This is a genomic window from Alkaliphilus crotonatoxidans (genome assembly GCF_054658015.1).
In genome coordinates, this window is record NZ_BAAHXS010000004.1 from 314,442 (window position 1) to 335,528 (window position 21,087).

General features: G+C 41.6%; 30 protein-coding genes. All 30 read right to left on the reverse strand.

The window, feature by feature from the left end:
• Nucleotides 1-9 precede the first annotated feature (9 nt).
• Nucleotides 10-756: a type I methionyl aminopeptidase gene (gene map, locus ACYQ1I_RS04075; RefSeq protein ID WP_459762638.1), complete on the reverse strand. Its 747-nt coding sequence runs from the start codon at nt 754-756 to the stop codon at nt 10-12.
• On the reverse strand, nt 756-1,406 hold the full coding sequence (locus ACYQ1I_RS04080; RefSeq protein ID WP_459762640.1) for an adenylate kinase: 651 nt from the start codon (nt 1,404-1,406) through the stop codon (nt 756-758). The genes map and ACYQ1I_RS04080 overlap by 1 nt, the downstream gene beginning before the upstream one ends.
• 55 nt (nt 1,407-1,461) lie before the next feature.
• A complete protein-coding gene (gene secY, locus ACYQ1I_RS04085; RefSeq protein WP_459762642.1) occupies nt 1,462-2,742 on the reverse strand; it encodes a preprotein translocase subunit SecY in 1,281 nt (426 codons plus the stop codon).
• A 1-nt stretch (nt 2,743) separates the two neighbouring features.
• Nucleotides 2,744-3,187 carry a 50S ribosomal protein L15 gene (rplO, locus tag ACYQ1I_RS04090; protein ID WP_459762644.1) on the reverse strand — a complete coding sequence of 148 codons (444 nt, stop codon included), beginning with the start codon at nt 3,185-3,187 and terminating at the stop codon, nt 2,744-2,746.
• Nucleotides 3,188-3,209: 22 nt separating this feature from the next.
• Complete coding sequence (gene rpmD / locus ACYQ1I_RS04095; protein ID WP_459762646.1) at nt 3,210-3,392, reverse strand: 50S ribosomal protein L30; 183 nt, start codon at nt 3,390-3,392, stop codon at nt 3,210-3,212.
• Nucleotides 3,393-3,404: 12 nt separating this feature from the next.
• Nucleotides 3,405-3,914 carry a 30S ribosomal protein S5 gene (gene rpsE, locus ACYQ1I_RS04100; protein ID WP_459762648.1) on the reverse strand — a complete coding sequence of 170 codons (510 nt, stop codon included), beginning with the start codon at nt 3,912-3,914 and terminating at the stop codon, nt 3,405-3,407.
• Between the two features lie 18 nt (nt 3,915-3,932).
• The gene (gene rplR / locus ACYQ1I_RS04105) at nt 3,933-4,301 is read right to left on the reverse strand and encodes a 50S ribosomal protein L18 (protein WP_459762650.1); all 369 of its coding nucleotides are present in this window, start codon (nt 4,299-4,301) and stop codon (nt 3,933-3,935) included.
• A gap of 19 nt (nt 4,302-4,320) precedes the next feature.
• Nucleotides 4,321-4,860 carry a 50S ribosomal protein L6 gene (gene rplF, locus ACYQ1I_RS04110; protein WP_459762652.1) on the reverse strand — a complete coding sequence of 180 codons (540 nt, stop codon included), beginning with the start codon at nt 4,858-4,860 and terminating at the stop codon, nt 4,321-4,323.
• A 29-nt stretch (nt 4,861-4,889) separates the two neighbouring features.
• A complete protein-coding gene (gene rpsH, locus ACYQ1I_RS04115) occupies nt 4,890-5,288 on the reverse strand; it encodes a 30S ribosomal protein S8 (protein ID WP_459762654.1) in 399 nt (132 codons plus the stop codon).
• A 22-nt stretch (nt 5,289-5,310) separates the two neighbouring features.
• Nucleotides 5,311-5,496, reverse strand: a complete 186-nt coding sequence (locus ACYQ1I_RS04120) for a type Z 30S ribosomal protein S14 (RefSeq protein WP_459762656.1) — start codon at nt 5,494-5,496, stop codon at nt 5,311-5,313.
• Nucleotides 5,497-5,514: 18 nt separating this feature from the next.
• The gene (rplE, locus tag ACYQ1I_RS04125; protein WP_459762658.1) at nt 5,515-6,054 is read right to left on the reverse strand and encodes a 50S ribosomal protein L5; all 540 of its coding nucleotides are present in this window, start codon (nt 6,052-6,054) and stop codon (nt 5,515-5,517) included.
• A gap of 27 nt (nt 6,055-6,081) precedes the next feature.
• Nucleotides 6,082-6,393 (reverse strand): 50S ribosomal protein L24, encoded by a 312-nt coding sequence (gene rplX / locus ACYQ1I_RS04130; RefSeq protein ID WP_459762660.1) that lies wholly within the window; start codon nt 6,391-6,393, stop codon nt 6,082-6,084.
• Between the two features lie 18 nt (nt 6,394-6,411).
• The gene (gene rplN / locus ACYQ1I_RS04135; RefSeq protein ID WP_459762662.1) at nt 6,412-6,780 is read right to left on the reverse strand and encodes a 50S ribosomal protein L14; all 369 of its coding nucleotides are present in this window, start codon (nt 6,778-6,780) and stop codon (nt 6,412-6,414) included.
• Between the two features lie 27 nt (nt 6,781-6,807).
• Nucleotides 6,808-7,062: a 30S ribosomal protein S17 gene (gene rpsQ / locus ACYQ1I_RS04140; RefSeq protein ID WP_459762664.1), complete on the reverse strand. Its 255-nt coding sequence runs from the start codon at nt 7,060-7,062 to the stop codon at nt 6,808-6,810.
• Between the two features lie 31 nt (nt 7,063-7,093).
• The gene (rpmC, locus tag ACYQ1I_RS04145; RefSeq protein ID WP_459762666.1) at nt 7,094-7,297 is read right to left on the reverse strand and encodes a 50S ribosomal protein L29; all 204 of its coding nucleotides are present in this window, start codon (nt 7,295-7,297) and stop codon (nt 7,094-7,096) included.
• Nucleotides 7,287-7,730, reverse strand: a complete 444-nt coding sequence (rplP, locus tag ACYQ1I_RS04150) for a 50S ribosomal protein L16 (protein ID WP_459762668.1) — start codon at nt 7,728-7,730, stop codon at nt 7,287-7,289. The genes rpmC and rplP overlap by 11 nt, the downstream gene beginning before the upstream one ends.
• A 31-nt stretch (nt 7,731-7,761) precedes the next feature.
• Nucleotides 7,762-8,478, reverse strand: coding sequence for a 30S ribosomal protein S3 (rpsC, locus tag ACYQ1I_RS04155; protein WP_459762670.1), 717 nt, complete (start codon nt 8,476-8,478; stop codon nt 7,762-7,764).
• Nucleotides 8,479-8,496: 18 nt separating this feature from the next.
• Nucleotides 8,497-8,829, reverse strand: a complete 333-nt coding sequence (gene rplV, locus ACYQ1I_RS04160) for a 50S ribosomal protein L22 (protein ID WP_459762672.1) — start codon at nt 8,827-8,829, stop codon at nt 8,497-8,499.
• Between the two features lie 33 nt (nt 8,830-8,862).
• Nucleotides 8,863-9,144, reverse strand: coding sequence for a 30S ribosomal protein S19 (gene rpsS, locus ACYQ1I_RS04165; protein ID WP_459762674.1), 282 nt, complete (start codon nt 9,142-9,144; stop codon nt 8,863-8,865).
• Between the two features lie 51 nt (nt 9,145-9,195).
• On the reverse strand, nt 9,196-10,026 hold the full coding sequence (gene rplB, locus ACYQ1I_RS04170) for a 50S ribosomal protein L2 (RefSeq protein ID WP_459762676.1): 831 nt from the start codon (nt 10,024-10,026) through the stop codon (nt 9,196-9,198).
• A gap of 34 nt (nt 10,027-10,060) precedes the next feature.
• Nucleotides 10,061-10,351, reverse strand: coding sequence for a 50S ribosomal protein L23 (rplW, locus tag ACYQ1I_RS04175; protein ID WP_459762678.1), 291 nt, complete (start codon nt 10,349-10,351; stop codon nt 10,061-10,063).
• On the reverse strand, nt 10,351-10,974 hold the full coding sequence (gene rplD / locus ACYQ1I_RS04180; protein WP_459762680.1) for a 50S ribosomal protein L4: 624 nt from the start codon (nt 10,972-10,974) through the stop codon (nt 10,351-10,353). Before rplD ends, rplW begins: the two co-directional genes overlap by 1 nt.
• A 26-nt stretch (nt 10,975-11,000) precedes the next feature.
• The gene (gene rplC, locus ACYQ1I_RS04185) at nt 11,001-11,633 is read right to left on the reverse strand and encodes a 50S ribosomal protein L3 (protein ID WP_459762682.1); all 633 of its coding nucleotides are present in this window, start codon (nt 11,631-11,633) and stop codon (nt 11,001-11,003) included.
• Between the two features lie 104 nt (nt 11,634-11,737).
• Nucleotides 11,738-12,058: a 30S ribosomal protein S10 gene (rpsJ, locus tag ACYQ1I_RS04190; protein WP_459762684.1), complete on the reverse strand. Its 321-nt coding sequence runs from the start codon at nt 12,056-12,058 to the stop codon at nt 11,738-11,740.
• 493 nt (nt 12,059-12,551) lie between these two features.
• Nucleotides 12,552-13,745, reverse strand: a complete 1,194-nt coding sequence (gene tuf, locus ACYQ1I_RS04195; RefSeq protein WP_459762686.1) for an elongation factor Tu — start codon at nt 13,743-13,745, stop codon at nt 12,552-12,554.
• A 107-nt stretch (nt 13,746-13,852) separates the two neighbouring features.
• On the reverse strand, nt 13,853-15,925 hold the full coding sequence (fusA, locus tag ACYQ1I_RS04200) for an elongation factor G (RefSeq protein ID WP_459762688.1): 2,073 nt from the start codon (nt 15,923-15,925) through the stop codon (nt 13,853-13,855).
• 84 nt (nt 15,926-16,009) lie between these two features.
• Nucleotides 16,010-16,480: a 30S ribosomal protein S7 gene (rpsG, locus tag ACYQ1I_RS04205; RefSeq protein WP_459762690.1), complete on the reverse strand. Its 471-nt coding sequence runs from the start codon at nt 16,478-16,480 to the stop codon at nt 16,010-16,012.
• 146 nt (nt 16,481-16,626) lie between these two features.
• Nucleotides 16,627-17,061: a 30S ribosomal protein S12 gene (rpsL, locus tag ACYQ1I_RS04210; RefSeq protein WP_459762692.1), complete on the reverse strand. Its 435-nt coding sequence runs from the start codon at nt 17,059-17,061 to the stop codon at nt 16,627-16,629.
• A gap of 101 nt (nt 17,062-17,162) precedes the next feature.
• A complete protein-coding gene (locus ACYQ1I_RS04215; protein ID WP_459762694.1) occupies nt 17,163-17,405 on the reverse strand; it encodes a ribosomal L7Ae/L30e/S12e/Gadd45 family protein in 243 nt (80 codons plus the stop codon).
• Nucleotides 17,406-17,541: 136 nt separating this feature from the next.
• On the reverse strand, nt 17,542-21,057 hold the full coding sequence (rpoC, locus tag ACYQ1I_RS04220; RefSeq protein ID WP_459762696.1) for a DNA-directed RNA polymerase subunit beta': 3,516 nt from the start codon (nt 21,055-21,057) through the stop codon (nt 17,542-17,544).
• Between the last annotated feature and the right edge of the window lie 30 nt (nt 21,058-21,087).

Here is a 21,087-nt window from a genome sequence, read left to right on the forward strand (position 1 = left end):
TTATCAACATCATAAGACTGTTAAAATTTCAGGTTCATCCGTCGTAATTGCCACCGTATGCTCATAATGGGCGGAATATTCACCATCAAGGGTGACCACTGTCCATCCGTCAGTTAATACCTTTACCTCATAAGTACCTGCATTAATCATAGGTTCAATTGCTAAGACCATACCCGCCTTTAGCCTTGGTCCCTTGCCTGGAGGACCATAATTAGGAATTTGGGGCTCCTCATGCATTTGAGTACCTATTCCATGACCAACGAAATCTCTAACGACTGAAAAACCTTGGGCCTCAACATGGGTTTGTATGCGGTTAGATATATCTGACAGACGATATCCTTCTCTGGCAAACTGTAAGCCTTGATAGAAGCTCTCCCGAGTCACATCAATTAACTGCTGCGCCCTCTGGCTGATTTGCCCAACTCCGTGGGTCTTCGCCGAGTCTCCGTAATAGCCTTGAAGGAGCACGCCAATGTCTATACTTATAATATCGCCCTCTTCCAGCCTTTTTAATCCAGGTATTCCATGAACTACTTCATGATTAATTGAGGCACATATGCTGGCAGGAAAACCTCCGTATCCTTTAAAGGCAGGAGTCCCTCCCTTTTTTAGTATATATTCCTCTGCCATGGCATCTAAATACTTGGTTGTAACCCCTGGTTTAATTGCCTTTCTAATTAATTCATGTGTCTCAGCAACGATTCTACCAGCTTCTCGCATGAGCTTGATTTCTTGTGGAGATTTGAGGGTAATCATTATGCTTCTCCTTTTAACACATTGACAATATCCTGGTAGACCTTATCAATATGTTGCTGTCCATCGATTACTGCAAGCTTGCCACGACCTTGATAGTATTCAATCAGCGGCATTGTTTCATTCAAGTACACATCTATACGCCTGGTGACGGTTGCTTCATTATCATCATCCCTCTGATATAGGCTGCCACCGCACTTTTCGCAGGCTTCACCGGTCTTTGAAGGGTTGAACTTGACATGGTAGGTAGCACCACAGGATTTGCAAATTCTTCGCCCTACTGCTCTTTCCACAAGGATCTGCTTATCTACTTCGATATTGATCACTTTATTCAGAGACACACCCATTTTTTCCATTACTGCATCTAAAGCCTCGGCTTGAACTACTGTTCGTGGAAAGCCATCTAAGAGGAAGCCGTCACGGCAGTCCTGCTGCTTAAGGCGATCCTCTACAATAGCCACCACTAATTCATCGGGAACCAGCAGACCTTGATCCATAAAGGATTTGGCCTTTTTACCAAGCTCAGTACCCTCTTTGATGTGATAACGAAAAATGTCTCCTGTGGAGATGTGGGGAATGCTAAATTCCTCAGCGATAGATGCTGCTTGAGTTCCTTTACCGGCTCCTGGGGGGCCGAGTAATATAATTCTCATGATACCATCTCCCGGTATGAAGATTTAGACCCATGGGAAATTTCCCATGACCCATTTATTTTAAGAAGCCTTGATAATGCCTCATTAACATTTGAGCTTCTACTTGCTGCATTGTTTCTAAGGCTACCCCAACAGCAATCAGTAATGCTGTACCGCCAAAGGCAATCGCCATACCTGTAATTTGCATAATTGCTGTGGGCAATAAGGCAATCACAGCTAGAAATACGGCTCCGGCTAAGGTGATTCGATTTAATACCTTGCTTAGGTAGTCTGAGGTAGGCTTTCCAGGTCTGATCCCTGGAATGAATCCACCATATTTCTTCATGTTTGAAGCCACTTCGACAGGATTAAAGGTAATGGCTGTGTAGAAATAGGTGAAAAATATAATTAATATTGCAGTTAGCAGAGAGTATATAATAACTCCTGCGGGATTAACGCTGTTAGGATTTAACCAGGTTGAAACAAATCTGGCTAACCAGCTGTCTTGTCCCATGAACATTGCAATGGTCTGTGGAAAGGATAGTAAAGACATTGCAAAGATCACCGGAATTACCCCTGCTTGATTCACCTTCAATGGAATATGGGAGCTTTGGCCACCGTACATTTTTCGCCCTACTACTCTTTTGGCATATTGTACTGGTATTTTTCTTGTTCCTTCTGAAATTGCCACAACACCTGCTATAATTAGAACAGAGAATAATAGGAAAACAATCAGTGATACGATTGATAATGTTCCTTGCCTTAATTGGAATACTGTTTGTCTAATGTTGTGAGGAACTCTAGACACAATACCGGCAAAGATTATCAATGAAATGCCATTGCCAATTCCATTTTCAGTAATTTGTTCTCCTAACCACATCAAGAAGGCAGTACCTGCTGTTAAGGTTAGTACCACAACAGTTACACTGAAGAAATCCCTTGAGATTAATGCACTGCCAAATAATCCGATACTAATGGCCAATGCTTGAATCAAGGCCAATACTACGGTTCCGTACCGGGTGTATTGAGCAATTTTCTTTCTGCCTTCTTCGCCCTCCTTCGCCATTTCTTCCAGGCTGGGAATAGCAATTGTTAAAAGCTGCATAATAATAGATGAGGTGATATACGGTGTAATACTCAAGGCAAAAATAGTCATATTACCAAAGGCGCCACCAGAGAACAAATCAAAGAAAGACAGTAATCCTGCATTTTCAACCAGGCTTTTAACAACATCGATGTTTATACCTGGAACAGGAATTACTGATCCTAATCGAAATACAACCAGCATCATCAGGGTGTATAGGATTTTACTTCTTAGTTCTGGAATTTTCCAAGCATTTCTTAAGGTCGATATCACCTTAGATCACCTCTGCCTTTCCTCCAGCAGCTTCAATCTTCTCAACGGCTGCTTTTGTAAATTTTTGAGCCTTGATCGTAATGCTCTTCTCTAAGTTGCCATCGCCTAGTATTTTTAGACCGTCCTTCTCAATCTTCTTAACAATTCCCTTTTCCTTTAAAAGGTCTATTGTCACTTCTGTACCATTATCAAATATATTTAAAGCATCAACATTCACTGTATTGAATTGCTTCTTAAATACGTTTGTAAATCCTCTTTTAGGGATTCTTCTGATAAGAGGCATTTGTCCTCCTTCAAATCCCACTCTTACACCACCACCGCTTCTGGCGTTTTGTCCGTTGGCACCACGGCCGGCAGTTTTACCAAGACCGCTTCCTGTACCTCTACCTTTTCTCTTAGTACCTCTGACAGCACCCTTAGCAGGTTTAAGTTCATGTAATTTCATGTCTACACCTCCTTTAATTCAACTAGATTTCAGTCACTTCAACCAAGTGTTTTACGACTTCAACCATTCCTCTTGTCTGAGGATTATCTACAATCTCTACAGTATGGCCTATTTTTTTCAAGCCTAAAGCCTCAATTGTCTTTCTTTGCTTAGGCAGCGTTCCAATGGTACTTCTTACCAATTTTATTTTCAGCGCTTTCGCCATGGATTTTCCCTCCTAACCTAAGAGTTCTTCTACGGACTTACCTCTTAGTTTTGCAACCTCTTCAACCCTCTTTAATTGGTTTAATCCATCGATTGTTGCATTAACCATATTTCTAGAGTTATTTGTACCAAGAGATTTTGCTCTTACATCCTTAAGTCCTGCCAGCTCCAATACAGCACGTACTGGTCCGCCGGCGATGATACCGGTACCTTCCTTTGCAGGCATAATTAGTACATTACCTGCTCCGAAGTGTCCGATAACTTCGTGGGGAATTGTCGTACCAACAATAGGCACCTGAATCATGTTCTTTTTAGCATCTTGAATTCCCTTACGGATAGCGTCTGGAATTTCCATTGCTTTTCCGGATCCAATTCCCACATGTCCGTTTTCATCACCAACAACCACCAATGCAGCAAATCTAAAATTTCTACCACCCTTAACAACCTTGGTGACACGTCTTATATCTATCACATGCTCTTTAACATCCAATTGACTTGCATCGATCAGCTTATTTCGTTGCATCTATTTCCCTCCTTCTTATTAAAACTTAAGACCGGTTTCTCTGGCTCCTTCTGCAAGGGCCTTCACTCTTCCGTGGTAAATATAGCCGCCACGGTCAAAGGTAACTGTTTCGATTCCCTTATCTAGTGCCTTCTTGGCAACTAATTGACCTACCAGCTTGGCGGCCTCTTGATTACCAGTGCTGTTTACCTTCCCTTTAATTTCGTTATCCAGGCTGGAAGCAGCAACTAGGGTTTTTCCATCGACATCATCTATAATTTGAGCGTAGATATTGGTTAAGCTTCGATACACGTTTAATCTTGGACGTTGAGGAGTACCGAAGACTTTTCCACGAACTCTTGTATGTCTTTTCTTTCTTGTAAGGTTTTTGCTTACCTTTTTAAACACCTCGTATCACTCCTTTCAATTACTTTCCAGTTTTACCTTCTTTACGTCTGATTACTTCACCAGCGTATCGAACACCTTTGCCCTTATATGGTTCAGGCTTTCTTTGTTCACGAATCTTCGCAGCGTAGTTTCCAACTTTCTGCTTATTGATTCCCTTTACAAGAACCTCAGTTTGGCTAGGTACTTCAACGGTGATTCCCTCAGGCTCCACCATTTCAACTGGATGGGAATAACCAAGGTTTAATACAAGCTTTTTGCCTTGCTTATTGGCACGATAACCTACCCCTACAAGCTCAAGCTTCTTTTCAAAGCCCTTTGTTACCCCTTGAACCATATTGGCAACTAAAGTTCTTGAAAGGCCGTGTAATGATTTGTGCTTTTTATTTTCTGTAGGTCTTAAAACCACTAATTGGTTTCCCTCTGTCTTAAATTCGATATCCTTGTGAATTTGCTCCGATAAAACGCCCAAAGGCCCTTTAACCGTAACAACATTTTTTTCATCTATATTAATTTCCACACCTTGTGGTATTTCAATCGGCTTATTACCTATTCTTGACATGCTTGCACCTCCTTATCTATTGATTGCGACTACCAGATATAAGCGATTACTTCTCCGCCAATGCCTTCTTTTCTTGCTATCTTATCGGTTACGATTCCCTTTGAAGTAGAGATGACTGCTACTCCTAATCCACCTAATACTCTTGGAATCTCGTCCTTCTTGGCATATACCCTTAGTCCTGGCTTCGAAATTCTCTTAATGCCAGTTAACACCTTTTCTTTATCTTTTCCGTATTTAAGCTGTATTCTTAAAATACCTTGTTTTCCGTCCTCTATTACATCAAAGCCCTTCACAAAGCCTTCATTTAAAAGGATGTTAGCTATTTCCTTTTTTAAGTTTGATGCAGGCACATCAACAGTTTCATGTTTTACAGCATTTGCGTTTCGAATACGGGTCAGCATATCTGCAATTGGATCTGTCATTGTCATTTTCTTTACCTCCTCCCCAATTCTACCAGCTTGCTTTTCTTACACCTGGTATTTGGCCTTTATAAGCTAATTCTCTAAAACAAATACGGCATATACCGAACTTTCTTAATACAGCATGAGGTCTTCCGCATATAGTACATCTCGTATAGGCACGAGTTTTATATTTGGGTTTTCTCGATTGTTTAACGATCAAAGATTTTTTCGCCACTCGTTTTTCCCTCCTCTTCTACTTTGCAAAAGGCATTCCCATTAAACTTAACAGTTCCCGGCATTCTTCGTCGGTTTTTGCTGATGTTACAAAAACAATATCCATTCCACGAACCTTTTCTACCTTATCGTAATCAATTTCAGGGAAAATCAGTTGATCCTTAATTCCTAGGGCATAGTTTCCTCTTCCGTCGAAGGCATTAATGCTGACACCTCTGAAGTCTCTAACCCGGGGAAGGGAAATGTTGATTAGCTTATCTGCAAAATCATACATTTTTTCGCCTCTAAGGGTAACCTTAGTTCCGATAGGCATACCTTCACGAATTTTAAAGTTAGAAACGGATTTCTTAGCCTTCGTAATCACTGGCTTTTGGCCGGTGATTTCAGCTAATTCCTTCACGGCTCCTTCTAAGGTTTTTGAGTTATCTTTAGCTTCACCCACACCCATATTTACGACAATCTTCTCTAGCTTAGGAATTTCCATCACATTTTTATATCCAAACTTCTCCATTAGTGCTGGACTAACTTCGTTTATATATTTTTCTTTTAATCTAGCCATGCTGAAATGTACCTCCCTTCATTCAGGTTAATCTAAAACTTCTCCTGTCTTTTTGCTTACTCTAACCTTTTCACCATTTTCCAACACTTTATATCCAACTCGAACGCCTTGGTTCGCCTTTTTATCAAAAATCATTACATTAGACGCATGGATAGCAGCTTCCCGGTGAATAATGCCCCCTTGCTGCATTTGTTGGTTGGGTTTTTGGTGTTTTGTCACAATATTAACCCCTTCAACAATTACGCGATTTTTCTTGGGATAGGCCTGAAGTACTTTGCCTTTTTTTCCTTTGTCTTTGCCAGAAATGACAACTACTGTATCACCTTTTTTGACGTGCATTAAATGACACCTCCTTGATTATAATACTTCTGGAGCTAATGAGACGATTTTCATAAAGTCTCTTTCTCTAAGTTCTCTTGTTACCGGCCCAAAGATCCGAGTTCCTACCGGTTGTTTATCTTCCTTTACGATTACCGCCGCATTCTCATCAAATTTAATATAAGAACCGTCCTTACGTCGAATATCTGAAGATGTTCTTACGACCACAGCCCTAACAACTTGGCCTTTTTTTACAACACCCCCTGGTGTTGCACTTTTAACTGTACAGATGATAACATCACCCACTCTTGCATATCTTCTTCTTGTACCACCTAATACTCGGATACAAAGCAACTCCTTAGCACCAGAGTTATCTGCAACTTTAAGTCTTGATTCCTGTTGAATCATCGTAGGACCTCCCTTCGCATCAAAAAATTATTTCGCCTTTTCAACGATCTTCACTAGTCTCCATCTTTTATCCTTAGATAGGGGTCTAGTTTCCATAATTCTTACACGATCACCAATGCCGCACTCATTTTGTTCATCATGTGCTTTAAATTTGATTGTTCTTTTTACTGCTTTCCCATAAAGGGGATGACGTACAAAGTCTTCAACAAGAACAACAATTGTCTTATCCATTTTATCACTGACGACTCGACCTACTCTGGTCTTTCTAAGCCCTCTTTCCATGTAATTGGCCTCCTTTCATACCCTCGAATTATTATGCCTTTACTTTTTTTATTTCTCTTTCACGGATAATGGTTTTAACCTTCGCAATATCTCTACGGACATTTCGAATTGTTAAAGGGTTTTCAAGCTGGCCTGTTGCTAACTGGAAACGCAGGTTAAATAACTCACCTTTCAGATCGTTTAACTTTTGATTCAATTCAACTTCTGTCATATCTCTTAAAGAATTAGCTTTCATCAGCTTCACCACCCTTTGCTTCTAATTCTTGACGTGTTACAAACTTACATTTAATAGGCAGTTTATGAATAGCAAGTCTCATGGCTTCTCTTGCCTTTTCTTCTGAAACTCCTGCAATTTCAAACATAACTCTACCTGGCTTAACGACTGCCACCCAGAATTCAGGCGAACCTTTACCAGCACCCATACGGGTTTCAGCAGGCTTCTTTGTTACTGGCTTATGAGGGAAGATTTTAATCCAAACTTTACCCCCTCTTTTAATCGATCTGGTCATGGCAATACGGGCTGCTTCGATTTGATTAGATGTAATCCAGGCTGGCTCTAAAGCCATAATACCATACTCTCCATATGAAACCTTATTCCCTTTGTGGGCTTGACCCGACATTTTGCCTCTATGCACTCTACGACGTTTGACTCTTTTAGGCATTAACATGCACTATTCCTCCTTTCTGTAAGGCCGATATTTACTTCGATTCTCTTTTTCTGCCCCTCTTAGCTCTATCTTCTGTTCTGGGAGCCTCTGCCGCTTCTTCTGTTACTCTTCCCTTAGTTGGCAGAATTTCACCCTTGTAGATCCAAACCTTAACACCAAGTTTTCCGTAGGTGGTGTCAGCCTCGTGGAATCCGTAATCAATATCTGCTCTTAGGGTATGAAGTGGCACATTTCCTTGATTATAGCCTTCTCTTCTGGCCATTTCCGCACCACCTAATCTTCCTGAAGTGGCAACCTTAATACCCTTGGCTCCTGCTCTCATGGCTCTTTGCATTGCCTGCTTCATGGCTCTTCTGAAGGAAACCCGTCTTTCCAATTGGAAAGCAATACTTTCTGCCACAAGCTGTGCATCAATATCAGGATTTTTCACCTCTACTACGTTCACTACTACCTGCTTACCAGTCAGCTTCTCAAGGTCCTTACGAAGGTCTTCAACTCCTTGACCACCCTTACCAATTACCATACCTGGCTTAGCAGTATGAACATTTACCTTTACACGATTATTGGCCGCTCTTTCGATCTCTGTTTTGGCAATACCGGATAAAAACAGCTTTTTCTTGATATATTTACGGATGTTATGGTCTTCTAATAAAAAGCCTGAAAAGTCTTTTTTATTGGCAAACCATTTCGTATCCCAGTCTTTAATAATTCCAACTCTTAACCCATGGGGATTAACTTTTTGGCCCATTCTTTTCCCTCCTTGATCTTATTTTTCTTTTACAACAACTCCAATATGGCTGGTTCTCTTTCTAATTGTCGTTGCACGACCTTGAGCCCTCGGTCTGAATCGTTTCATGGTTGGTCCTTGATTGGCGTAAATTTCTGCAACAAACAACTTTTCTCTATCCATATTGTTGTTATTTTCAGCGTTTGCAGCTGCTGATTGGATCAATTTATATACGATAGGTGCTGCAGCCTTAGGGGTAAATTTAAGAATTGCTAAAGCTTCATCCACCTGTTTTCCTCTAACAATGTCTACAACCTGTTGCGCTTTTCTTGGGGCGATTCTTACAAACCTAGCGATTGCTCTTGCTTCCACAATGACAACCTCCTTTCATAATGAAAAGTTCTTCTATTTTCTTTTAGATGTTTTTTCGTTATCGTCATGTCCTCTGTAGGTTCTAGTTGGGGCAAATTCACCAAGCTTGTGTCCAACCATATCCTCAGTGACATAAACAGGCACGTGCTTTCTTCCGTCATGCACAGCCAGCGTGTGTCCGATCATATTTGGGAAAATTGTGGAGGCCCTTGACCAAGTTTTAATAACCTTCTTTTCCCCATTTTTATTCATTTCTTCGATTTTTTTATATAATCCCTTATGAATAAAAGGTCCTTTTTTCACTGATCTACTCATTACTTTTCCTCCCTTCAGAAACCTTATATGGCTTATCTATAGGCATTTATCCTATTTCTTTCTGCCAGAAACGATAAACTTGCTGGAAGCCTTTTTCTTGTTTCGAGTCTTGTATCCAAGTGCAGGCTTACCCCAAGGTGTAACTGGTGATGGTCTACCGATTGGTGCTCTACCTTCACCACCACCGTGAGGATGGTCATTTGGATTCATAACAGAACCTCTTACGGTAGGTCTGATACCCATGTTTCTCTTTCTACCAGCCTTACCAATGGTGATGTTTTCATGATCCAGGTTTCCTACTTGTCCAATGGTGGCTTTACAGTTGATACTAATATATCTGATTTCGCCAGATGGTAATCTTAATAGTGCATACTTACCTTCCTTAGCCATTAATTGGGCAGAATTTCCAGCAGCTCTGGCAATTTGTCCGCCTTTACCGGGCTTCATTTCAATATTATGAACCACAGTACCTACTGGAATGTTGTTCAAAGGTAATGCATTTCCTACTTTAATATCTGCATCAGGGCCCGATACAACAACATCATTAACCCTTAGGCCGTTTGGAGCAATGATATATCTCTTTTCACCATCTGCATAATTTAATAGAGCAATATTAGCGGATCGGTTTGGATCGTATTCGATGGAAGCAACCCTTGCCTCAATACCATCCTTATTTCGCTTAAAGTCAATAATTCTGTATTTTCTTTTATTTCCACCGCCACGGTGACGAACGGTAATTTTACCATGTGCATTTCTACCACCGGATTTAGACAGGGTCTCAACTAAGGATTTTTCGGGCTCTACCTTTGTGATTTCTTCGAAGGTAGACACCGTCATCTGTCTGATCGCTGGCGAAGTAGGATTAAACTTTTTAATACCCATTCTAATTCCCTCCTTCTTATTTCCAGTCTATGGGTTACATGCCTTCAAAGAATTCAATTTCTTTGCTGTCGGGCTTCAATGTAACAACAGCCTTTTTCCAGTCTGCTCTTTTACCAACGTTGGCACCCATTCGCTTATATTTTCCAAGCATGTTGCTTGTGTTTACTTTATCTACCTTAACACCAAAAACCTTTTCTACGGCTTTTTTAATTTCAGTCTTGTTGGCCTTCTTTCTTACCACAAATGTGTATTTCTTGTCGGCCATTTGGTCCATGCTTTGTTCGCTGACTACCGGTCTAATAATGATATCATGTGGATTCGTCATTATGCGTACACCTCCTCCACTTTCTCAACAGCATCCTTCGTAATGATAAATTTATCATATTTTAAGATATCATATACGTTTAAAGTGTTCACTAGGGTTGTTTCAACACCTGGAATGTTGTTGGCTGATTTAATTACGGCTTCATTCTTTTCGGCCATCACGATTAACGCTTTTTTATCTACTTTTAGATTTTTTAGGATATTAGCCATATCCTTTGTCTTAGGTGTTGTTAGCTGCAACTCATCCAATACAATCAGTTCGTTGCTGTTCACCTTAGAGGTAAGGGCTGATTTCATCGCCAATCTTCTTACCTTCTTTGGCAGTGTATATCGATAGTCTCTTGGTTTTGGTGCAAATACCACACCACCACCTGACCATAGCGGAGAACGAATTGTACCGTGTCTTGCTCTACCGGTTCCTTTTTGTCTCCAAGGCTTTCTACCACCACCTCGTACTTCTGATCGGGTTAGGGCAGATTGAGTTCCCTGTCTTTTATTGGCTAATTGGTTTTTAACTACCTCATATAATACATGTTCGTTTACTTTTACTCCAAATACATTGTCGTTTAATTCCATTTCACTGACTTGTTGACCTGAAATATTAAAAACAGCTACTTTAGGCATGTTGAATCCTCCTTTCTGTAGTTAGATTATTTTCCTGACTTGATTGTCTCTTTAATTGTTAATAATCCACGCTTTGGTCCTGGAACCGCTCCCTTTACCAACAGGGCATTTCTTTCGACGTCTATTTTAACAACCTCAAGATTTTGAATGGTAATTTGTACATTTCCCATGTGTCCTGGCAGTTTTTTACCTTTAAAAACTCTGCCGGGGAATGTCGCAGCTCCCATTGAACCTGGTCTTCTATGGTATCTGGAACCATGGGCACTTGGGCCGCTACGTTGTCCGTGTCTTTTAATAACCCCTTGGAATCCTTTACCTTTCGAGGTTCCAGTAACATCTACCTTGTCACCTGCCTGAAACAGGTCAGCCTTCAGCTCTTGACCCACTGTAAATTCAGCGGAATTTTCTACCCTGAATTCCTTTAGGATTCGTTTTGCTTGAACACCGGCCTTTTCAAAGTGTCCCTTTAAAGGCTTATTCACATTTTTTTCTTTAATGGCACCAAAACCCACTTGAATTGAACTGTAGCCTTCCTTTTCTGTTGTTTTCACCTGGGTTATAACGTTGGGCTCAATTTCTATTACGGTTACAGGAATTACTAGTCCTTCTTCATTGAAGATTTGAGTCATTCCAACCTTTCTTCCTAAAATACCTTTCATATTTTACACCTCCTATAATCTTACAGCGGATTACACGATCCGTATAATCATACTAAGACCGGATGAATTAAAACCATCTCTTTATCTTAGTGTCAGCAGCGATATTACAGTTTGATTTCGATATCAACACCTGCTGGTAAATCTAATCTCATTAATGAGTCAACAGTCTTGGGCGTTGGATTCAAAATGTCAATTAATCTTTTGTGGGTTCTCATTTCGAATTGCTCTCTTGAGTCCTTGTACTTGTGTACCGCTCTTAAGATAGTGATAACTTGCTTTTCAGTAGGTAGTGGTACTGGACCAGAAACCTCTGCACCGCTTCTTTTAGCAGTATCAACAATTTTCTCAGCAGATTGATCTAATACCTTGTGATCATACGCCTTTAACCTGATTCTAATTTTTTGTTTACCCTTGGCTTGAGCCATAGAATTCCCCTCCTTTGCATCGCACGTGATTTTTTTTACGTACGACCGAGACCATTATACACTGTTCCGGGTGTGTTGAGATTTTTTTTAAAACCTCGATTCCCCTATTTACGTGTTTTTGATCCTGTCGCCCGATTCATTGATCAAGACATTTCTCAGCGAAAATTTCCTTTTTAGCAACCTTCCGCTTCATCGCAGTCCTAACACACACTAATATATTTTATAACATTGGAAATAAAATATCAAGCTAAATTTCTAGTTTCACCAAGGTTTTTTCAATAATTTCATGATTTTTTTAAAGTGAGCTTCTTTCGTTTAGCTTAATATTCATAAGCGTGATGAAACCTTCTTTTTTAATATAATTTTTATTCCAAAATTCTGCTGTTATTTTGTCTTACTTTAGGAAAATTATACCTTCTATAAGACAAATTTAGAAGAAGAGAAACCTCTTCTTCTAAATTTTAGTAGTCCTTATGCTGCTATAACAATCTTACTACTCAGTAATAGAAGCAACAACACCGGCTCCTACTGTTCTTCCGCCTTCACGAATCGCAAATCTTAATCCCTCTTCAATCGCTATCGGGCTGATTAGTTCGATTTCCATTGCAATGTTGTCTCCTGGCATTACCATTTCTACTCCGTCTGGCAGCTTGATGCTTCCTGTTACGTCTGTTGTTCTAAAGTAGAATTGAGGTCTGTATCCGTCAAAGAAGGGTGTATGTCTTCCTCCCTCTTCTTTCTTTAATACGTATACCTCTGCCTTAAACTTTGTATGGGGGTTGATTGTTCCTGGCTTTGATAATACTTGTCCTCTTTCAATTTCTGTTCTTTGGATCCCTCTTAACAGTACCCCTACGTTGTCTCCCGCTTGGGCTTGGTCTAGTAGCTTTCTGAACATTTCTACTCCTGTTACTACCAGTTTTCTCTTCTCGTCTGCCAAGCCTACTAGCTCTACTTCGTCTTGTACCTTTACGATACCTCTTTCTACTCTTCCTGTTGCTACTGTTCCTCTTCCTGTAATGGAGAATACGTCCTCTACTGGCATTAGGAAGGGCTTGTCGGTATCTCTTTCTGGCTCTGGAATGTATCCATCTATGATTTCAAACAGCTCTACAATCTTATCTCCCCATGCTCCATCTGGATCATTTAATGCTTGTAGTGCTGATCCCCTTACAATTGGTGTATCGTCTCCTGGGAATTCATACATGTTCAATAAATCTCTAATTTCCATTTCTACTAATTCTAATAGCTCTTCGTCATCCACCATATCGCATTTGTTTAAGAATACTACGATGTATGGTACCCCTACCTGTCTTGATAACAGGATGTGCTCTCTTGTTTGAGGCATTGGTCCGTCTGCTGCTGAACATACCAGAATCGCTCCGTCCATTTGGGCTGCTCCTGTAATCATGTTCTTTACATAGTCAGCATGGCCTGGGCAGTCTACGTGGGCATAGTGTCTGTTTGGTGTTTCGTATTCTACGTGGGATGTTGATATTGTGATTCCTCTTTCCTTTTCTTCTGGTGCCTTGTCGATTTGGTCAAAGGCTACTGCTCCCCCTGTTCCAAATCTTTTGTTTAATGTTATTGTGATTGCTGCTGTTAAGGTTGTCTTTCCATGGTCTACGTGTCCGATTGTTCCTATGTTTACATGGGGCTTGCTTCTTTCAAATTTTGCTTTCGCCATTTTTTTCTCCTCCTTAAATCATATAATAAGTTTTATATCATTAGTGGTTTATGTAAATAGAAGAGCAGGATATTATCAGCCCCTGCTATTCTATTACAAACCATTCATTACTTGCCTGCCATTACCTTTTCAGCAATGCTGGCAGGTACTTGCTCAAAGTGATCAAAATGCATTGAGTAAACTGCACGACCTTGGGTCTTAGAACGAAGATCTGTAGCATAACCAAACATTTCAGCCAGTGGTACAAAGGCTTTTATAATCTGTACCCCGCCATGCATTGGCTCCATTCCCTCAATACGACCACGTCTTGAGTTTAAATCACCAATTACATCACCCATATATTCCTCTGGTGTTGTAACCTCTACCTTAAAGTATGGCTCAAGTAATACAGCCTTGGCCTTTCTCATACCTTCCTTGAAGGCCATTGAACCTGCAATTTTAAAGGCCATTTCTGAGGAGTCAACCTCATGGTATGAACCATCATAAAGCTCGACCTTAAAGTCTACTACTTCGTATCCGGCCAACACACCATTCATCATGGCTTCTTGAATTCCGGCATCAACAGCAGGAATGTATTCTCTAGGAATGGTTCCTCCAACAATTGAGTTAACGAAGGCATAGCCTTGGCCTGGCTCTTGAGGTGACATTCTGATTTTAACATGGCCATATTGACCACGACCACCAGACTGACGGGCATATTTTCCTTCTACCTCGCAGGTTTGGGTAATGGTTTCCTTATAGGCAACCTGAGGCTTACCTACATTGGCCTCAACCTTAAACTCTCTCATTAAACGGTCAACAATGATTTCAAGGTGAAGCTCACCCATTCCTGCAATAATTGTCTGACCTGTTTCTTCATCAGTATAGGTTTTGAAGGTTGGGTCTTCCTCAGCCAGTTTTTGCAGGGCGATTCCCATTTTCTCCTGACCTGCTTTGGTCTTAGGCTCAATGGCAACCCGAATAACCGGCTCTGGGAATTCCATTGATTCAAGAATTACCGCATGGTCCGGATCACACAGGGTATCTCCGGTAGTGGTATCCTTAAGGCCTACGGCAGCAGCAATATCGCCGGCATATACTTCTGTAATTTCTTCACGGGTATTGGCATGCATCTGAAGAATACGACCGATTCTTTCCTTCTTATTTTTAGTTGAATTAAGCACATAGGACCCTGAGCTCAGCTTTCCTGAATAAACTCTAAAAAAAGCCAGCTTACCTACATAGGGGTCTGCCATGATTTTGAAGGCCAACGCAGAGAAGGGTTCGTTGTCATCAGCATGTCTTTCAATCTCTTCCTCTGTATCGGCAGCAACACCCTTAATAGCAGGAATATCTGTTGGAGCAGGCATATAAGCCACGATTGCATCAAGCAATCTTTGTACCCCTTTGTTTTTGTAAGCGGAACCGCAAAGTACTGGGGTAATTTGAACATTAACTGTTCCTTTTCTGATTCCCGCAGCAATTTCTTCCTCTGTGAGTTCTTCACCTTCAAGGTATTTCATCATTAATTCCTCATCAGTTTCAGAAACTGCCTCGATTAATTCCTCTCGATACTTGGCTACTGTCTCCTTCATATCATCGGGAATTTCTCTTTCTTCTATATTTTGGCCAAGATCATCCATGTAATAGAAGGCTACATTTTTAACAAGGTCGATAATTCCTTGGAAATTGTCCTCTGCACCGATGGGTAATTGAATTGGAACAGCATTGGCACCCAAGCGGTCTTTCATCATCTGAACAGCATTGTAAAAATTGGCTCCTAGCATATCCATCTTGTTGACAAAGGCCATTCTTGGAACCTGGTATTTATCCGCCTGTCTCCATACGGTTTCTGATTGAGGCTCAACCCCACCCTTTGCACAAAATACAGCAACAGATCCATCAAGCACCCTTAAGGAACGTTCCACCTCAACGGTGAAGTCCACGTGACCTGGTGTATCTATAATGTTTACTCGGTGATCCTTCCATTGGCATGTGGTGGCTGCAGAAGTAATTGTAATACCTCTTTCCTTCTCCTGCTCCATCCAGTCCATCTGAGAAGCACCCTCATGGGTTTCTCCTAATTTACGAATTCTTCCGGCATAGAACAATATTCTCTCTGTAGTTGTTGTCTTACCGGCATCAATATGGGCCATAATCCCAATATTTCTGGTTCTTTCTAGTGGAAACTGTCTAGGCACATTTATCCTCCTTCCAAACAAATTACAGCATTTGCCGATGCTACCAGTATAGCATAACCATCTTATGCTATTTTAAACATAATTTTACCATCTGTAATGAGCAAATGCTTTGTTGGCTTCTGCCATTTTATGTGTATCTTCTTTTTTCTTAACAGAAGCTCCTACACCGTTGGCCGCATCCATGATTTCCTTCGCCAATCTTTCAGTCATTCCCTTTTCGCCTCTGGCTCTAGAATAGTTAATTAACCATCTTAAACCCAGGGTTTGTCTTCTTTCGGGTCTAACTTCAACTGGTACCTGGTAGTTGGATCCACCAACACGTCTTGCTTTGACTTCAAGAACCGGCATGATATTATTCATGGCCTTCTCAAAGACTTCCAGAGGATCTTCACCTGTTTTTTCACCAATGATACTAAAGGCATCATAGACAATTTTTTGAGCTATTCCTTTTTTGCCATCCAGCATTAGGTTATTGATCAGCTTTGTTACCACCTTGCTTCCATAAATTGGATCAGGCAATACTAATCTTTTTGGTACGTTTCCTTTTCTTGGCACTTTACTTCCCTCCTCAATTATTGATTGTTCATAGGTACTCGACACCCCGAAGGTGTGCCGTTCGTGCGCACTCAATGCTATTTAAATTTCAATTACCCTATTTTGATAGCGGCATTTGATCTATATGCATTGTCGCTCCGACAATCCTATTTTTTTGCAGCAGCCTTACCAGCCTTTGGCTTCTTAGCACCATATTTAGATCTTGCTTGCATTCTGTTTGCAACACCTGCAGTATCTAAGGTTCCCCTTACAATATGGTATCTAACCCCTGGTAAGTCCTTAACCCTACCACCTCTAATCAGAACAACGCTATGTTCCTGAAGATTGTGGCCAATACCAGGAATATAAGCTGTTACTTCAATTCCATTTGTTAGCTTAATTCTGGCAACCTTTCTTAAGGCTGAGTTAGGTTTTTTAGGTGTAACGGTTTTAACTGAAGTACAAACTCCTCTTTTTTGTGGCGCACTTAAGTCTGTGGTTTTTCTCCTTAAGGAGTTAAAGCCTTTTTGCAGAGCTGGTGATGTTGATTTGTCTGTAACTTCTTTTCTACCCTTACGTACTAATTGGCTTATTGTTGGCATCTATTGCACCTCCTTCCAAAATAATAAAGCTTTTTAAACATAGAAAAACATTTATCTTTAATAAAAAAGATAAATTGTCTTTTCCAGGCTACACATAACCTTTACTTCAATGCCGCTGCGGCAGCTGCCCCTACTTCAATTTCACAAGCCTTTCCCAGCTTTTTCATAGAATCAATTTTAATAACCTCTATGTTTTTTTCCTGGGCAAGCTCCACCAGGTGTTGTGTTAAATGGGGTTCAGCATCCTCTGCAATATACAGGGTTTTAACCCGATCTTGCTTTAATGCCTTGGCGGTTTGTTTAATACCTATAATCTTCTTTTCGTGCTGTAGATTTTCTAACATTAAAGTTTCCTCCCTTTTTAATGATCTGGGAGATTGAGTAATCCCCCAGATTCTAAAAAAGTCAACTTTCTTACAGCTTAACACACTATAATATTCTAACACTAGATAAAATAGGTGTCAACTGTTTATTTGTTAATTAAAGGGTTTCACGGATTTCTTCTTCTTCCTCTAAGGATTCAACCTCGATTGCTATATTTTTATACCGCTTCATGCCTGTTCCCGCTGGAATGAGCTTTCCAATAATTACATTTTCCTTCAGGCCGATGAGATGATCCTCTTTTCCCTTGATGGCTGCCTCTGTCAATACCCTGGTGGTTTCCTGGAAGGAAGCCGCCGACAGGAAAGACTCAGTTGCCAGGGAGGCCTTTGTGATTCCCAGCAGCACCTCTTTATAGGTGGCTGGTTCCAGTCCCTGCTCCAGGACATCCTTATTGGCATCATTTACAGTAAAGATACTTTCCAGCGCTCCCGGTAAAAGCTCGGTATCTCCAGGTTCTTCAATCTTTACTCGATTTAGCATTTGACGTACAATTACTTCAATATGCTTATCGTTAATGTCAACCCCTTGAAGCCGATATACCCGCTGCACTTCTTTAATGATATAAGTTTGCACACCTTCTACGCCCTTAATTCTCAAGATATCATGGGGGTTTACGGAACCCTCTGTAATTTCGTCGCCAGCCTCAATAACCTGACCGGGCTTCACTTTGATTCTGGAGCTGTAGGGAATGGTATAGGTAGTGCTTTCTCCATTTTCAGACTTAATTGTCACTTCACGTTTTTTCCTTGACTCTCCGATTTCTACCGTACCGCCAATTTCACTGATAATGGCAAGACCCTTGGGCTTACGAGCCTCAAAGAGCTCCTCAACCCGGGGAAGACCCTGGGTAATGTCGGCTCCTGCCACCCCACCGGTATGGAAGGTTCTCATGGTTAACTGAGTTCCTGGCTCACCAATGGATTGGGCTGCAATGATTCCCACTGCCTCACCCACCTTAACGGCTTCTCCTGTGGCAAGGTTACGGCCATAACAGGTGCCGCACACACCGTGTCTTGTATGGCAGGTCAGTACCGACCGCATTTTAACCCTTTCGATTCCTGCGGCAATGATGGCCTCTGCATCCTCTTCAGTTACTTGCTCGTTGGCCTTCACAATTACCTCGCCTGTTTCGGGATGCTTTACATCCTCCAGGGCATGTCGGCCCACAATACGGTCATATAGCTCTTCAATAACCTCGTTTCCGTCTTTAAAGGCCTTTACCCAAACTCCTTCTTCAGTACCACAGTCAAGCTCTCTGACGATTACATCCTGACTGACATCCACCAGACGTCTTGTCAAATAGCCAGAGTCGGCGGTTCTTAAGGCAGTATCGGCCAATCCCTTTCTGGCCCCGTGGGTAGAGGTAAAATACTCCAAAACGGTTAAGCCCTCACGGAAATTAGATTTAATCGGAATTTCCACTGTTCTACCGGTGGCGTTGGCCATTAGGCCCCGCATTCCACCCAGCTGTCTAATTTGGTTTTTACTACCCCGGGCACCGGAATGGGCCATAATAAACACGTTGTTTAATCGATCCAAGCCGGCCATCAGGGCCTCGGTTACCTTCTCAGTGGTTTCTGTCCAGGTTTCAATAACCTTTTCGTATCTTTCCTCATCGGAAATTAGACCTCTTCTAAAGGCCTTTTCATATTTGTCGACCTTTTCCTCGGCCAGAGAAATCAGCTCTGCCTTCTCCTTTGGAATATCCATATCAGTTACGGCTATGGTCACAGCTCCCCTGGTGGAGAACTGGAAGCCCGTTTGTTTAATATAGTCCAGCATAATGGAGGTAAGGGTATTGCCATGCTTTCGGAAGCATTTGTCAATTACCTTTCCCAATGCCTTTTTATCACATAAAAAGTCCACCTCAAGGCTGTATGCATCCTGGCTTCGGTCAACAAAGCCGAGATTTTGGGGCATTTTTTCGTTGAAGATAAATCTTCCTACGGTGCTTTCCACCAATTGGCCTCTATCATCAGGGTTTAATCTTTTTCGAACCTTTACCCTGGCATGGAGATCCACCGCCCCTGTATTATAGGCCATTAGCATTTCTTCAAAATCCTTAAAGATCATTCCTTCACCCTTGGCGCCTGGTACCTCTATAGTCAGGTAATAACTTCCCAATACCATGTCCTGGGTAGGGGTGGTAATGGGCTGGCCATCCTTCGGCGCCAGAATGTTATTGGGTGATAGCATCAGGAATCGAGCCTCTGCCTGGGCCTCCACTGATAGGGGAACGTGAACCGCCATCTGGTCACCATCGAAGTCTGCATTGTAGGCAGTACAAACCAATGGATGAAGCTTAATGGCTTTACCCTCCACCAAAATAGGCTCAAAGGCTTGGATTCCTAGACGATGCAGCGTTGGGGCACGGTTTAGCAGTACCGGATGTTCACTGATTACCTCTTCCAGTACATCCCATACCTCCGGCTTTACCTTTTCTACCATTCGTTTAGCACTTTTAATATTGTGGGCAAAGTTTTCCTCTACCAGCTTTTTCATTACAAAGGGCTTAAACAGCTCCAGAGCCATTTTCTTAGGCAGACCGCATTGATAGAATTTAAGCTCTGGTCCCACCACAATTACAGAACGGCCAGAATAGTCAACCCGTTTTCCCAACAGGTTTTGCCTAAAACGACCTTGCTTTCCCTTTAACATATCTGAAAGGGATTTAAGGGGTCTGTTACCAGGACCGGTAACAGGTTTGCCACGACGGCCGTTATCAATCAAGGCATCCACTGCCTCTTGAAGCATACGCTTTTCATTTCGAACAATGATATCTGGGGCCCCAAGATCAAGAAGGCGTTTCAATCGATTATTACGATTGATTACCCTTCTGTAAAGGTCATTCAAATCTGATGTGGCAAAGCGACCGCCGTCCAGCTGTACCATGGGTCGAAGCTCCGGCGGAATAACAGGAACCACATCCAGTATCATCCACTCAGGTAGGTTTCCAGACGTTCTGAAGGCCTCCACCACCTCGAGACGACGTATGGTTCGAACCCTTTTCTGCCCGGTGCTTTCCTTGAGCTTGTATTTTAATTCTTTACTAAGGGCTTCCAAATCAATTTTTTGTAGCAGCTCTTTAATAGATTCTGCGCCCATACCGGCTCTAAAGCGATGTCCATACTTTTCAATGGCTTCGCCATATTCCTTTTCAGTTAAAATCTGCTTTTCCGATAAAGGCGTTTCACCGGGATCAATTACAATATAAGCTGCAAAGTATAGAACCTTTTCCAAAGAACGGGGAGACATATCAAGCAGTAATCCCATTCGAGAAGGGATTCCCTTGAAATACCAAATGTGGGAAACAGGGGCAGCCAGCTCAATGTGCCCCATTCTTTCCCGTCTGACCTTGGATTTCGTCACTTCAACACCGCAACGATCACAGATAACCCCCTTGTATCGTACTCTTTTATACTTACCACAATGACACTCCCAATCTTTTTGGGGGCCAAAAATCTTCTCACAGAATAAGCCTTCCTTTTCTGGCTTTAAGGTTCTGTAATTAATGGTTTCAGGCTTTTTTACCTCACCCTTAGACCATTGCCTGATTTTTTCCGGAGAAGCCAGAGAAATTTGAATCGATTCAAAGTTATTTAATTCGTACAAGGAGTCTCTCTCCCTTCCTATAGTCTAATA

What these genes read in the sequence shown, in the direction of transcription:
- rpmC (WP_459762666.1), bottom strand. Translation starts at nt 7,297, where the DNA reads ATGAAAGCTAATTCTTTAAGAGATATGACAGAAGTTGAATTGAATCAA.
- rpsE (WP_459762648.1), bottom strand. Translation starts at nt 3,914, where the DNA reads ATGCAACGAAATAAGCTGATCGATGCAAGTCAATTGGATGTTAAAGAG.
- rplO (WP_459762644.1), bottom strand. Translation starts at nt 3,187, where the DNA reads ATGAAATTACATGAACTTAAACCTGCTAAGGGTGCTGTCAGAGGTACT.
- rplE (WP_459762658.1), bottom strand. Translation starts at nt 6,054, where the DNA reads ATGGCTAGATTAAAAGAAAAATATATAAACGAAGTTAGTCCAGCACTA.
- rpsH (WP_459762654.1), bottom strand. Translation starts at nt 5,288, where the DNA reads ATGACAATGACAGATCCAATTGCAGATATGCTGACCCGTATTCGAAAC.
- rplW (WP_459762678.1), bottom strand. Translation starts at nt 10,351, where the DNA reads ATGACGAATCCACATGATATCATTATTAGACCGGTAGTCAGCGAACAA.
- rplN (WP_459762662.1), bottom strand. Translation starts at nt 6,780, where the DNA reads ATGATTCAACAGGAATCAAGACTTAAAGTTGCAGATAACTCTGGTGCT.
- map (WP_459762638.1), bottom strand. Translation starts at nt 756, where the DNA reads ATGATTACCCTCAAATCTCCACAAGAAATCAAGCTCATGCGAGAAGCT.
- rplC (WP_459762682.1), bottom strand. Translation starts at nt 11,633, where the DNA reads ATGAAAGGTATTTTAGGAAGAAAGGTTGGAATGACTCAAATCTTCAAT.
- rpsQ (WP_459762664.1), bottom strand. Translation starts at nt 7,062, where the DNA reads ATGGAAAGAGGGCTTAGAAAGACCAGAGTAGGTCGAGTCGTCAGTGAT.
- ACYQ1I_RS04080 (WP_459762640.1), bottom strand. Translation starts at nt 1,406, where the DNA reads ATGAGAATTATATTACTCGGCCCCCCAGGAGCCGGTAAAGGAACTCAA.
- ACYQ1I_RS04215 (WP_459762694.1), bottom strand. Translation starts at nt 17,405, where the DNA reads ATGTTAGAAAATCTACAGCACGAAAAGAAGATTATAGGTATTAAACAA.
- rplB (WP_459762676.1), bottom strand. Translation starts at nt 10,026, where the DNA reads ATGGGTATTAAAAAGTTTAATCCTACTTCGCCAGCGATCAGACAGATG.
- rplX (WP_459762660.1), bottom strand. Translation starts at nt 6,393, where the DNA reads ATGCACGTCAAAAAAGGTGATACAGTAGTTGTCATTTCTGGCAAAGAC.
- tuf (WP_459762686.1), bottom strand. Translation starts at nt 13,745, where the DNA reads ATGGCGAAAGCAAAATTTGAAAGAAGCAAGCCCCATGTAAACATAGGA.
- rpsC (WP_459762670.1), bottom strand. Translation starts at nt 8,478, where the DNA reads ATGGGCCAAAAAGTTAATCCCCATGGGTTAAGAGTTGGAATTATTAAA.
- rplP (WP_459762668.1), bottom strand. Translation starts at nt 7,730, where the DNA reads ATGTTAATGCCTAAAAGAGTCAAACGTCGTAGAGTGCATAGAGGCAAA.
- rplF (WP_459762652.1), bottom strand. Translation starts at nt 4,860, where the DNA reads ATGTCAAGAATAGGTAATAAGCCGATTGAAATACCACAAGGTGTGGAA.
- rpsS (WP_459762674.1), bottom strand. Translation starts at nt 9,144, where the DNA reads ATGAGTAGATCAGTGAAAAAAGGACCTTTTATTCATAAGGGATTATAT.
- rpsJ (WP_459762684.1), bottom strand. Translation starts at nt 12,058, where the DNA reads ATGGCTCAAGCCAAGGGTAAACAAAAAATTAGAATCAGGTTAAAGGCG.
- rpsL (WP_459762692.1), bottom strand. Translation starts at nt 17,061, where the DNA reads ATGCCAACAATAAGCCAATTAGTACGTAAGGGTAGAAAAGAAGTTACA.
- rplD (WP_459762680.1), bottom strand. Translation starts at nt 10,974, where the DNA reads ATGCCTAAAGTAGCTGTTTTTAATATTTCAGGTCAACAAGTCAGTGAA.
- rpmD (WP_459762646.1), bottom strand. Translation starts at nt 3,392, where the DNA reads ATGGCGAAAGCGCTGAAAATAAAATTGGTAAGAAGTACCATTGGAACG.